The organism is Haloarcula sp. JP-Z28 (assembly GCF_011440255.1).
GTDB lineage: Archaea > Halobacteriota > Halobacteria > Halobacteriales > Haloarculaceae > Haloarcula > Haloarcula marismortui.
This window is the reverse complement of record NZ_JAAOHT010000098.1, coordinates 1-12,134: the sequence shown is the minus strand read 5'-3', so window position 1 is coordinate 12,134 and position 12,134 is coordinate 1. Positions and strand designations below refer to the sequence as shown.

The following is a 12,134-nucleotide window of genomic DNA, read 5'->3' as shown; positions in this document are numbered from 1 at the left end:
GGACTAAAATCGTCACGCGCGTCCACAAAACCGCCAGCCAGCGACCGGCGGCACGGTAGACTTAAGTGTATCCTGCGGTGAAGTGCGGAGTAGGATAGCGCGATGGTGCGAAAGAAGAAGCTTAGCCCGAGTGGCGCCAAAGATGAGGACGGCGAGTACCACAACGTACATATCAACATTCATGAAGACGAGCTAGCCGTCGCTGGGATGGAGATCGGCGATGAGGTGTTCGTTCGCGTCCGTGACAACAAGATTATTATCCAGAAAGCAGACCCGGAAGAGGTCGAACACGACTTTTGAGGCACCATCGGCGGTGACACAGTGCCACTGGGCGGGGCTGTTTGGGCCGACGCTCGATCTCTGTCGGTCACCACCGTTCTTTGAACCAACCGGACCACCCACACAATGAGACCCTACGATATCGCGAAACCGTTCCTGTTTTCGCTGCCAGCAGAAACCGCCAACAAGAGTGTCCACCGACTGCTAGAGACAGTCGACGGCACACGTGTCGCCGACGTGATGGCCGACCGCTACACCGTCGCTGACGAGCGACTCGCCGTGGAGGCGTTTGGCCACACTTTCGACAATCCAGTCGGCGTCGCCGCTGGATTCGACAAGAACGCGACAATCCCCGAAACCCTGGCATCGCTCGGCTTCGGCTTCGCCGAGGTCGGCGGTGTCACGGCCGAGCCACAGGCGGGGAACGCCCGCCCGCGGATGTTCCGGCTCAAGGCAGACGAGGCCATCATCAACCGGATGGGACTGAACAACGACGGGGCCATCGTCATCGGCGAGCGGTTGAAAAACGTCGACGCCCCGTTCCCGGTCGGCGTCAACATCGCCAAGACGGAACACGTCGGAACGGATGAGGCCCCAGACGACTACCGGACCACGTACGAACACGTCGCCGAAGGCGGGGACTTCTTTGTCGTCAACGTCTCCTGCCCCAACTCCGAAGGGTTCGAGGAGTTGCAGAACCGTGACGCGATGGAAGCGATCCTCAGTGAGCTACAGGACGCTGGCGCGGCCCCGCTGCTCGTGAAGTTCTCGCCGGACCTCCCCGAGCCGGCAGTTGAGGATGCACTTGATCTGGTGACTGAACTCGACCTAGACGGCGTCGTCGCGACCAACACGACGACGGAACGGCCCGCCAGTCTGCGCTCGCCGAATGCGGTCGAGACGGGCGGCCTCTCGGGGAAGCCAATCGAAAATCAGGCGACTGAGATGGTACGGTTCGTCGCCGAGCGTGTCGACGTGCCCGTCGTCGGCGTCGGTGGCGTCTCGACAGCGGAGGGCGCATACCGGAAGATCCGCGCCGGGGCCTCACTCGTCCAGTTGTACACCGGCTTGGTCTATCGCGGTCCGTCAATCGCCCGCGAAATCAATTCGGGACTGCGTGACTTGCTCGCCGAAGACGGCTTCGACTCGGTCGAGGACGCCGTCGGTGCAGACCTGTAGCTGGCGAGTCTTGAAGTACAGTTGCAGCGAACCGCCGACATGGCCGACACCCGCCGTACGCTGCACATCGCGTCCTGGGACGACCGCTTTCTCGCGTGGCTCCTCGACATCCTGCTCGTCGGTGCCGTCCTCTCCGCACTTGGCGAGGCCGCTGGCGTGTTCTCTCTCCTGGCCGGCGGCCTCTCGGGTACCACTCCGTTCACCGGCCTGAACGGGCTCGGCCTTTTCGTGTACTGGACGGTCTTGGAAGGCCGGCAAGGGCAGTCGGTCGGCAAAATAGTGATGAGTATCGCCGTCACGGACGAACGCGGCGAGGCCATCGACTACGTGACAGCGGCCATCGAGAGCTTCGGCAAGGCGTTCCTGCTGCCCCTCGATATCCTCGTCGGCTGGCTGGCCTACGAGAAGGAGGGGCTGCGGCTGTTCAACAAGCTCTCATCGACCATCGTCATCGAAACCGACGAAGAGGAAGCCGAGAAGCCGAGCGACGTAGAGTACGTATATCCGAGCGATAGGTAGAGCCGAGGGAGCGCTGCGCCGGCTCAGCCGGACTTACGCCAGCGCGTCCAGCCGGAACTCGAATGCTGCGACCGGCAGCTCCAGATCGTGTTCGACAAGCACTTTCGGATGAATCTCGCCGATGACGCCGACCGACTCCCCGTCGAGAACCACTTCGGCAGCGCGGCCGCCGATGAACGACGGATGCGTGGTTGGTGGCGTTTCGAGGTCCTTGTCGAAGGCGTCGGCGAGCGCCTGCAGTCGGGCCTTCGCGTCCTCGTATGAGGCGTCTGTGCGCGCGAGCGCGGCGGCAACAGTGCGGTGTTCGGCGACGCCGGTGTTCTCCGAGTCGTCGAGACCGGCGGCCAGCCCGATTTCGGCGAGGTCCTGCGGGTAGCTCCGGTGGGTGTTGTTCTCCAACACCATCATGATAGATGGAAGCGCCCACGTCCGAAGGATGGTGTAGTCCTCGCTGTATGGCTCCTGAATGGTGACCGGGTCAGCCAGACCGACAGTGTCTGCGTCGTTTCCGTCTTCGGCCTCCGGCGTTGAGAGGTTCATCCGCTCGAAGTTCTCGACCTCGTTTGTCATGTGGAAGTTCAGCAGGTCCTCGAAGCCCAAGCCGACGAGCGCGTCGCGGGCGGCGTCCTCAAGCCGAGACCGTTCATGCCGACCGCCGACCGTCGACACGTCGGGGTAAGTCGGTTCGAGGCTGTTGAATCCGAGCGCCCGGCCGATGTCGTCGATGATGTCCAGCGGGTGGATGACATCGACGCGGTACGGCGGGACCTCAACGTCGTATGCCACACCGTCGTCAGATTCAGTCTCGGTCGCATCGAGGCCGGCGCGCTCGGCGTAGTCGATGACCTCGCGGCTGTCCAGTGAGACGCCGAGGATGGACTCAATTCGGTCGTGCGTGACCGTCTTCGTCCGGACCGAGAAGTCCGGTCGTTCCAGCGTCTTGCCGGCGTACTCCCCGGGCGCGTCCTCAGCGTAGGACACGTCGACCTTTTCGACCTGGCCGCCGCGGGCGGCGAGCGCGTAGCAGACGATATTACACATGTGGTCGATGGTCCACTGGTTGGTCCCGGTCATCTCGATGAACAGGTCCCGGGAGTCGACGCTGACCTCGGTCCGTCGACCGTTGATGACCGGCGGGAACGAGAACAGACCGATGGCGTCGTAGATGGCCGGTACGCGGTCGAAGTCGGCCACGAGGTCGCCGTAGGTCTGACCGGTCTCGTGAGAGTCGATGACCTCGCCGGGAGTCATCTCCGCATCGGCGTCCAGCGGGACGAACGTCGCCTCGTCGGGGTCGGCGCTGGTGTAAGTGATGGACTTACCAGTCTCGTCCGTGACCGAGTCGCCCTTCAGCATCGTCAGGTCGTGGACGCCGATAGCGCCTTTCGCCCGCTTGCGCCCCATCGTCGCGTGGAGCTTCTCCTGCAGCTGGATGAGCGACTCCAGCGCGGCCTCGTCCATATCCAGACCGCGGACGATAGCACCGGTGACATACGGGCGCTCGTCGGGCTGGTCCTCGACCTCAATTGTCCAGTCAGCGCTGTTCGTGTTGGGAATCTCCACCCCGCGGTCGTCGCCGTAGTGATACCGCAGCGACCGGGCGACCCCCTCGACGGAGAGGCGGTCCAATCTATCGGGCGCGAACTCCAGTTGGAACTCGTCGTCCTCGGTCCAGCCCTCGAATTCCAGCCCGAGATTGAACAGGTCCGACTTGAGTTCGTCGTCGTCTTTTTCGTCGTGCCCGGTCAGATACCGCAGTTCATCAGGGTCGACATCGACGACCGGCATCAGCGAATCACCTCCGTCTCCCGCAGCAGTTCAAGATCACACAGCGTCCCGTGCACGTCGCGGATGTCCTCGAAGCCGTACATGAGCATGAGTAGTCGTTCGAGCGAGAGGCCCCACGCCATCACGTCGCAGTCGACGCCCAGCGGCGTGAGCACCTCGTCGCGGAAGATACCGGAGTTGCCGACCTCGACGACCTCGCCGGTCTCGGGGTGGGTGCCGAACAGTTCGAAGCTCGGCTCCGTGTAGGGGTTGTAGTGGGGCTTGAACTCCAGGTCGGTGATGCCGAACTGCTCGTAGAACTCCGTAAACGTCCCCATCAGGTCCCGCACGGAGAGGTCCTCGGCCATCACCCAGCCTTCAATCTGGAAGAACTCGAGCAGGTGGGTCGGGTCGAGCGTGTCGTTGCGGTACACCTTCTCGACGCTGAAGTAGCGTTCGGGCGGGTCAAGTTCGCCGACCTGATGGCCCGAGAGGTACCGCATCGAGAGCGAGGTGGTGTGGCCGCGCAGGTCCATCCCGCGGGCGATGTCCTCGGTCCACGGCGAGTGGTACCCCTCGCCGTCGGGGCCGACACCCTCCTTGTGGGCCGAGCGGACCCGTTCGACGAGGTCCGGTGGGAGGTGACCGATCTCCTCTGGCTCCTCCAGGGCGAACTGGTCCCAGTGGGTCCGCGCCGGGTGGTCCTGTGGCATGAACAGGCAGTCGTTGATCCAGAACTGGGCGTCGGCGTGGGGGCCCTCCATCTCGGAGAAGCCCATGCCGACGAGCGTGTCCTTCACGCGATTGGCCGTCTGGCGGAGGATGTGTTCCTTGCCGTGGCTCACGTCCTCGGCGTCGGCCTCGACGTTGTACTCGGTGAACGCCACGTCTTCCCACTCGCCGCTGGTGAGCATCTCGGGGGTGAGCTGGTCGACGGTCTCGGCGGCTTCGACGCCCTCCATCAGCGCGGTGACACCGTCGTCGGTGAGCTGGACCGAGCGGACGGTTTCCTCACGCACGTCGAGGAGCCCACGCCGTTCCAACTGCTCGAGCGCGTCCGCATCGGCGTCCTCGACACGCCCGTCTGCGACGGCCTCCAGTGCCAGCATCTCGGGGTCGGACCCGGGGTCGGCGTCTTGGTTGGCCGTGATTTCGCCGCTGTCGATCTCACCGTAAGCCTTGCGGGCGTAGTTCGAGAGCGCGATGTCGACCGCGCCGCCTTCGAGGCCAGACGCGCCGATGACCTGTCCCATCTGGACCGGACCATCAGCTGCGCCGGCGTCGATAGCTGCCTCGTAAAGGTCCTGTTCGGGCAGACTCTCGCGGACGTACTGGTCGCCTTCCTCGGTGAGTTCGTAGTGTTCCAGCGTCTCCTCGGAGACGGCAAGCAGTCCGTCGGCTTCGAGTTCGAACGCCGCTCTGGTGGCCGCTTCCGGCTTGAGGTCAGCCTCCGCAGCCACGTCGTCGATACGCCTGTCTTCCTGTGCGTCGGCGGCCTGCAGGACGGCCACCTGTGCCTGTGGTCGTTTCATACGGGTGTCTCGGTCTTGTGGGGATAACCGCGGGTCGCTCAGTTAACGGTTCTCACTTCCTGCTCGCGGTTTCGTCCGACCACGCCTCTCGACGCCGTCAGAGTCCACACGCGGTCAGGCAGCAAAAAAGAAGCCGAACCCCGAACGAGCGGACAGCTGGCGAGCGACGCCGGCACGGTGGGATTCGGGTGCCATACCTGAGCGGTTGTGGCTGGCAGATATAAACGTTGTGCGTGTGCTCGTCTCGACACGAAGCAGGCTGTGGCGGCCCGGTTCTCAGTCCGCGCTCGTCGGCGCGCGGTCGGAGTCGAGATCGATGTCGAGTTCGTCGAGCCTGTCTTCCCACTCCGCGCGTTTCTCCTGATGCTCTTCGAGGAACTGCTCCATCAGCTCTGCGGCCTGTTCTTTGCAGCCGCCACAGAGGCGTTCGCCGCCGACGCACTCGTCGTAGACCTCTTTGGCGAACTCGTCGTCGTCGCCCGAGAGCAGATACGCGTACAGTTCATACACCGGGCACTCGTCGGCTTTGCCGCCTTTCTCCCGCTGTTCCTCGGCCGTGGAGCGACCGCCGGTAGTCGCCGATTTTACCTTGTCGTAGCCGTCCTCCGGGTCGTCCAGCAGCGAGATGTGGGAGGCTGGAATCGACGAGGACATCTTGCCGCCGGTGAGGCCGGTCATGAACCGGTGGTAGATCGAGGACGGCGGCTGGAAGCCGTAGCCGCCGTTGTCGAGTTCGACCTGGCGAGCCAGCTCCTCAGCCTCGGCGTGGTCCAGGTCGAACGTGTCGATGTGCTCGTCGTACACCCGTTTCTCCCCGTCGATGGCTTCGATGAGGGCCTCGAAGGCCGCGTCGGTGGCGTTGCGGTCAAGGAACCGAATCCGCGGTCGGAGCGGTTCCTTTCCGGCCTCGTCGAGTTTCGCGACGACGGACTCGCGGGCGTCGGCGGGCGCTGGCTGATGGTCGCGCAGCCAGTCGGCAGCCTCGCCACACCGTGGTCGGTCGGCGTCCTCGGCGTACTCCTCGCGGGCGTCGTAGGCCTGGCGGAGCAGTGTCCGCTCAACCCCGTCGGCTTCGAAACTGGCGAACGCCTCCGTCACGCCGAAGTACCGCATCCGCGCGGCGAGGTCTCGGGCCAGCCGCATGTGCGGGTCCTGGTCCGGGCCGACGGGGATGACCGTCGGCTTGGGCTCGTCCAGTTGCGGATAGAGGATATCGGCCATCTGCGTGACGACCGACTGCATGTGGGAGATGTCGGTCTCGCCATCGAAGTCGTAGATGGCCTGCAACTCCGAGAAGTTTGCCTCTGCGCCGAGTTCGAACGCCAAGTCCTGTACCTCGCGGTTGTCGGACTGACGGTACAGCGTCCCCTCGTCGGGGTCGAATCCCAGCGCGAGCAGGGACAGCAGGTAGTTCGTCGCGTGCTCGTCGATTTCGTCCCACGACAGCCCGCGGGCGCTGTGGGCTTCGAGGTCCGCGATGAGTGCGTACGCGTCCCCGCCCTGCTGTTGATGCCAGATGATCTCGTCGAAGACGAGCTTGTGGCCGATGTGGGGGTCGCCGGTCGGCATGAACCCCGACAGCGCTGCGAAGGGGTCGTCGTTACGCATTGCGTCGGCGACCGGTCGGTAGTCCCGGTGGCCGAAGATGACGCCGCGCCGCATCAGGTAGTGGGGGTTGGGAACTTCGGGGAGCACCTCATCGAACTCCTCGATACCGAACTGTTCGAACAGCTTGCGGTAGTCGGCAATAGTCGAAGAGCCCCACGGGTCGAGCGTCGCCTCGTCGGCCCCTTCAGCCTCAGTACCGCCGTCCGGTAGCACTGGTCCGCCGCCGGAGCGGGCGTCAGGCTCCCGCCACGTTCCGCCCGACTGGCGGCAGTCCTCGTCGGGCGATGCGTCGTCGTGGTGGGAGTCGTCCGTTGTCATGGATGTGGTCGGCTCGCGGTGAGCCACGTTACAGGTGCTTTGGTTCCGGTCGGCGCAAAAAGGGTTCGTTTCGGTGCGCTGTCCGAGCCAGTAAACGAGCGGGAGTCTAGCGCTGCAATGTTCGGCCGATTCAGGGCGTTAGCCGCTCGACGGCCACCCATTCAATCTCGTCGCCGCCGTCTGTCGTGAGCGCAAACACCATCGTCTTCCGGACGCCGTGGGCCAGCCGCACGTCCAGCGCGAGGTCCCGCGGTTCGAAGCGGTGGTCAGCCGGCAGGACTCGCACCAGTAGCTCTGAGTGCCCAAGGTTCTCGGCACTTTCGACGTCGGCGTAGGTCCGGAAGTCCGCGCCGAATTTGAAGCCGGTCTTTGGCGCAACGCCGCTCGCTCGCAGCGCCGTATAGACGGCCAGCCGGCGGTCGAAGCGGTCGCCCTCGACCTCGCGGCCTCGCTCGACGACAGCGTCAGCTCCGCCCTCGACTGTAAGCATCCCTTCCTGTGTGAGGTACGCAGCCTCTACGAGCGAGAGCTGAACCGCGCCGTCGTCACCCAGTTGCTGCCCGTAGAACGCCTGTTCGTACAGTTCCGCCGGCGGTTCCCAGCACACCACCCGCTCTCCGAGCAGTTCACCCGCCGTCGCTGGGACGGCGGCGTCGCTGGTCCCGGAGACCTCGCGTCGGTCGGTATCGAGGTACGTCACTTCGCTCTCCTCGTCGACGACCGCCAGCACGCAGCCGCCCAGATCAGTGGCCACAGCCGTATCGCGTTCGCCAATTATCCTGACGCGGTAGGCGACCTCGTTGTCCCACGGCCCCTTCCCGCGCGGATAGACGACGAAATCCGCGCCCGCAGCGTCGTCGACCCATCCCTCGCGGGCCGGCGTGAGATAGAAGCCGCGGTCCCGCAGGTCTTTGTAGACAGCGAAATCGACCTCAGAGACGGCCGCCGACCCGAGGAACCCCCGGAAATCCATGCCGTCGATGCTCTCGATATCCCCGCGGTAGAGGAGGTGTGCGGCCTCCACCGGAGCCAGGTCGATGTCGCCGTTACGGACCTTGCCGTATCCGCGCGAGTCGTAGAAGCGCTCGCGCGCCTCGTAGCCGGCCCGCACGACATCGCCCTCAAGCGTCAGTTCCATGCCCTGACGTGGCTCCCGCGGCGACAAAGCCCCTACGGGTCCGAGCCGTCAGCGAAACCGGATGGGGCGGGTGTGGAGACCCAGCTCTCACCCCTGTTCTTCGCAAGAACTGTCCAAACAGCGCGTGCCGCCAGCGGTTTCGAACAGCGGCAGGCCACAGTCACAGTTACCGACGACGACGCCGGACGGCATCGAGAAGCCAGTGTCACAGTTGGGGTAGTGCTCACAGCCGGCGAGCAGGCCGCCGCGGCGGAGGACCAACAGGTCACCGTCGCAGTTGGGACAGTCCCACTCGCGGTCAAAGGCCGCAGTGACAGCGTCGTCCAGTGAGTCACAGCCGCGGTCGAGACACAGTTCGAACGCCCGCCCGCGTTCCACCCGAAGCGTGGGGAGTCCGCAGTCTCCGCAACGGCCGCCGGTGACCGCGGCATCGCTCGGAATCCCGTAGGCGGCGTCACAGCCGGTACAGGTGACTTCGCTTCGAGCGCGAACCAAGGTCCCGGCGCAGTCTGGGCAGTCACGTACCGGGACGCCGGCGTTCGAGGCCGGATAGCGGGCACTGCCGTGTTCGTCGTGAGTGACAACCCGGAGGAGTTCGTCACCGTCACGGGCGGTCACCGTTCCGCTGTCGATGGTGACGCTTTCGGCGCGCGTGAGCCACGCAACGGGCTGATACCCCTCAGCGTCGTGAACGAGAACAGTGTTGTCCGGTTTAACGACGACGAGGACATCGCCGCGCTGCTCTCGCTCGCGCGGTCCCTCGAAGACAGTCGTACACTCGCCAGCTATCACACGGGTTCCGTCGTGCATAGACGGACCTGCCTATATACCAGTATTTAAACCCTCAGTCGGTGGACGGAGCTTCGTAGCGCGGTCGTCGCTGCCGGAGTCGCAACAGCCAAAGCCATCGCCAAGCGACAGGGAGGCAATGAGTGTCCCGCCTGCTGCGGTCTGTTTCGATATGGACGGCGTGCTCGTCCAGTCCGAGGATCACTGGGTCCGTGCCCAGCGCGAGGATATCCTTCCGACGGCCGCGCCGAACGACGACATCCCGCTGTCCGCGATTACCGGTCGAAATTACCGAGAGGTGTATCCGGACCTGAGCGCCGAGTACGACCTCGAAATCAGTCGTGAGGTGTTCGAGGGACTGTTCGAGGAGCACGGCGAGCGGATTTACGGTGACGAGGCGACCTTTCTTGATGGGGCACACAACCTGCTCGACGACCTGCGGGACGCCGGCGTGGCGCTGGCGCTGACGACCTCTGCACCGTGGGCCTGGATCGACGTGGCCGACGAGCGCTTCGACCTTCTCTCGAAGTTCGACGTCGCTATCAGCGCCGGCGACATCGACGGCCCCGGCAAACCGGAGCCGGACATCTACGAACGTGGTGCGGCGGAGCTGGGCGTCGCGCCGGAGGACTGCTGGGCCGTCGAAGACTCTACCGCGGGCGCACGGGCCGCCGTCGCCGCCGGGATGACGACTGTCGGGTTCCGTGGCGATGGCGACGAGACGGACCTCTCGATGGTGCACGAGACCGCGGACGACGCTGCATCGCTGCGACAGGTACTGTTAGGCGGTGTGTAACAACCCGGTATAGGGTCTGTGCGACGGTGGAGAGAGGACAGACTCAGAAATGGTTGGTAATGGCTCTCGGATGCAGAACTGGACCAAAGACCGGGCTGGTGTTAGGACGGTGTGCAGCGATTCAAGAACCACAAAACTGTGTACCGGAACTGCCACGTGGAGGGGGAGGAAGACCCGGCCAGGTCAGGCGGGGTCACCGTATCCGCGGCCCGCGAGGAGGCCGAAGACGTTGAGGGCAACGACACCCACGAAGATGAGGAAGCTCTGACTGTCCAGTCCGCCCAGCAGCAGCGGCGGGTATGCCAGCGGCGTGACGATAGCCAGCCAGAACGCGATGAATTGCAGGGGACGAGTGAGTGATCGGAGGGCGACGCTACTGGGGGCGGCTTCCATCGGGGAACGGAAGGGCGATGCACTGGACATTGTGGGCTTCCTCAGTTCTTCGTAAGAACCCATACCCCCATATAAACGCCAGACCCTTGGGGAGAATTCGTGCTCTTTTCGGAATATTAACGGGATTTCAGCACCTTTCAGCGATGTTTCACAGAAGCATATAACGCTTCGAAAAGTGTTTATAAATTTTATCGAGCGTTCTGAGCGTGTTTCAGCCCAACAGCCGAAACGGCAGTTATCGGACAAGCACTGACCGGGTTTCGGTAATTGTCGGGAGCGGCAGCGCGGGGAACGCGACCTCGACGGTGAAGGTAAGTTCGTCGGCATCCGCGCCGAAGACAGCAACCGGAAGCGTGGCCTGGCCGAGATACGACGGTTTGGCGGTCATCTCACGCCCGTTAACCGTGACCCGAAGGCCCGCGCGGGCGCTGCCGCCGGTGTTTTCGACCGTTACCTCCCGCATATCGTTGTCGCCGGGCGCGATTGTCTCGGGAAAATCGCCCCAGTCGATGGAAACGACGGGGAGGTCCCGCGCGTTGGCAAGCACTTGCTCGGCAACACCATCTGAGAGCCCGGCACGGACGAGGCCGTCTTCGCCGGCTTCGACCACGTCAGCGGGGGACGTGAGCCCCGCCGCGGCGAGTTTGCCCGCGCGGCCGCTGGCAACACCATCGATGGCCGTCAGCCCAACAGCGTCGGCGCTGATGCCGTGTTCGACGCGGGCCTCGACCCGACACGCGAGGTTTGCGTAGCGGGCCGGGCCAAGCGTGTCGACGAACTCCCGCATCGCCGCGAGCAGGCGCAGGGCGTTTTGGCGGATGACCCACGCGTCGCTTTTGAGTTCTGTCGGCGTCGTCCCGGTCATACCCGAGCGGAGGATGGCCAGCACCTTGCGCTGGCCGGCGTCGAGGCTGTCGTCGACACTGTCCCCGAGAACTGCGTGGACAGCGTCCTCTTCGTCGGAACGGGCGCTGACACTGTCGAACTCAGTTGCGCCGGCCACCGCGGTCAGCAGGTCGTCAGCATCCACGGAGACAGCGGAGTCCGGGTCGGCGGCGTCTTGACAGCGTTCGGCGACGTCCGCGAACCGGCGTGCGGTCGAGAGCCGGAGGTAGAACTTCGAGGCGAGCTGGCCGAGCCGTGTTGGCTCAACGTTGAGGCCCTCTTGCTCGACAAAGCCCTCGTCGACGAGCGCCGAGAGCGTGTCGCTGACTCGGTTTCGGAGGTCGCTGCCGGCGTCGTACTCGTCAGGGGCCGACTGCGAGCGGGCGTAGTAAAATGTCGTGGCGAGCCAGTCCATCACGTCGTCCACGTCGTCGATGGTGCCCAGCGCGATCTCGGCGTTCAGGTGGGCGTCGAGTTCAGCCGCCAATCGGGACTCGATTTCCTTGCCATCCCGGAGGAGGCGGCGGTACTTGTCAGCGTCCGAGCGGTCACAGACGACCCAGGCGTAGCCCATGTCGTCATAGCCCGGCCGGCCCGCGCGACCGAGCATCTGGAGCACATCGAGCGGGCTCATATCGACCTCGCCTTCGAGCGGGTCGTGGAGCTTGGTATCGCGGATGACGACACAGCGGGCGGGGAGGTTCACGCCCCAGGCAAGCGTCGAGGTCGAGAAGAGGAGCTGAATCTTCCCCTCCTTGAACCACTGCTCAACCCTGTTTTTGTCCTCGCGCGCGAGGCCGGCGTGGTGAAAGCCTACGCCGTCGAGCACGGACTGGCGAAGCGTATCGTTCGAGAGGTCGGCGGCGTCGTTGTGAAAGTCGTAGTCCCCGCGTGCGCCCATGGGGATGTCGCGTTCGGTAATCTCATCGCG

Annotated in this window: 11 protein-coding genes; 4 read left to right on the top strand and 7 right to left on the bottom strand. The window is 64.5% G+C overall.

Annotated features, from left to right (window positions below; genetic code table 11):
* Positions 1–102 precede the first annotated feature (102 nt).
* From G9463_RS21910 to G9463_RS21900, 3 genes are all read left to right on the top strand, one after another.
* Positions 103–300 (top strand): hypothetical protein, encoded by a 198-nt coding sequence (locus G9463_RS21910; protein ID WP_004516407.1) that lies wholly within the window; start codon positions 103–105, stop codon positions 298–300.
* Positions 301–405: 105 nt separating this feature from the next.
* Positions 406–1,458, top strand: coding sequence for a quinone-dependent dihydroorotate dehydrogenase (locus tag G9463_RS21905; protein WP_165897826.1), 1,053 nt, complete (start codon positions 406–408; stop codon positions 1,456–1,458).
* A gap of 39 nt (positions 1,459–1,497) precedes the next feature.
* Positions 1,498–1,977, top strand: a complete 480-nt coding sequence (locus tag G9463_RS21900; RefSeq protein WP_004960639.1) for an RDD family protein — start codon at positions 1,498–1,500, stop codon at positions 1,975–1,977.
* A gap of 33 nt (positions 1,978–2,010) precedes the next feature.
* On the opposite strand, the gene pheT is transcribed toward G9463_RS21900, so the two are convergent.
* From pheT to G9463_RS21875, 5 genes are all read right to left on the bottom strand, one after another.
* The gene (gene pheT / locus G9463_RS21895; protein ID WP_165897825.1) at positions 2,011–3,765 is read right to left on the bottom strand and encodes a phenylalanine--tRNA ligase subunit beta; all 1,755 of its coding nucleotides are present in this window, start codon (positions 3,763–3,765) and stop codon (positions 2,011–2,013) included.
* Positions 3,765–5,276 (bottom strand): phenylalanine--tRNA ligase subunit alpha, encoded by a 1,512-nt coding sequence (locus tag G9463_RS21890; protein WP_011224539.1) that lies wholly within the window; start codon positions 5,274–5,276, stop codon positions 3,765–3,767. The genes pheT and G9463_RS21890 overlap by 1 nt, the downstream gene beginning before the upstream one ends.
* Before the next feature lie 276 nt (positions 5,277–5,552).
* Positions 5,553–7,202: a tryptophan--tRNA ligase gene (locus G9463_RS21885; protein ID WP_165897824.1), complete on the bottom strand. Its 1,650-nt coding sequence runs from the start codon at positions 7,200–7,202 to the stop codon at positions 5,553–5,555.
* Positions 7,203–7,332: 130 nt separating this feature from the next.
* Positions 7,333–8,340: a tRNA-intron lyase gene (endA, locus tag G9463_RS21880; RefSeq protein WP_004960627.1), complete on the bottom strand. Its 1,008-nt coding sequence runs from the start codon at positions 8,338–8,340 to the stop codon at positions 7,333–7,335.
* An 87-nt stretch (positions 8,341–8,427) separates the two neighbouring features.
* The gene (locus G9463_RS21875; RefSeq protein WP_165897823.1) at positions 8,428–9,150 is read right to left on the bottom strand and encodes an endonuclease NucS domain-containing protein; all 723 of its coding nucleotides are present in this window, start codon (positions 9,148–9,150) and stop codon (positions 8,428–8,430) included.
* Positions 9,151–9,268: 118 nt separating this feature from the next.
* Between G9463_RS21875 and G9463_RS21870 the strand changes: the two genes are divergently transcribed.
* Positions 9,269–9,925, top strand: coding sequence for an HAD family phosphatase (locus G9463_RS21870; protein WP_165897822.1), 657 nt, complete (start codon positions 9,269–9,271; stop codon positions 9,923–9,925).
* A gap of 183 nt (positions 9,926–10,108) precedes the next feature.
* On the opposite strand, the gene G9463_RS21865 is transcribed toward G9463_RS21870, so the two are convergent.
* A complete protein-coding gene (locus G9463_RS21865) occupies positions 10,109–10,348 on the bottom strand; it encodes a hypothetical protein (RefSeq protein ID WP_225307815.1) in 240 nt (79 codons plus the stop codon).
* A gap of 205 nt (positions 10,349–10,553) precedes the next feature.
* Positions 10,554–12,134 (bottom strand): helicase-related protein (locus G9463_RS21860; protein ID WP_255458724.1); only part of this gene is annotated, 1,581 nt, incomplete at its 5' end.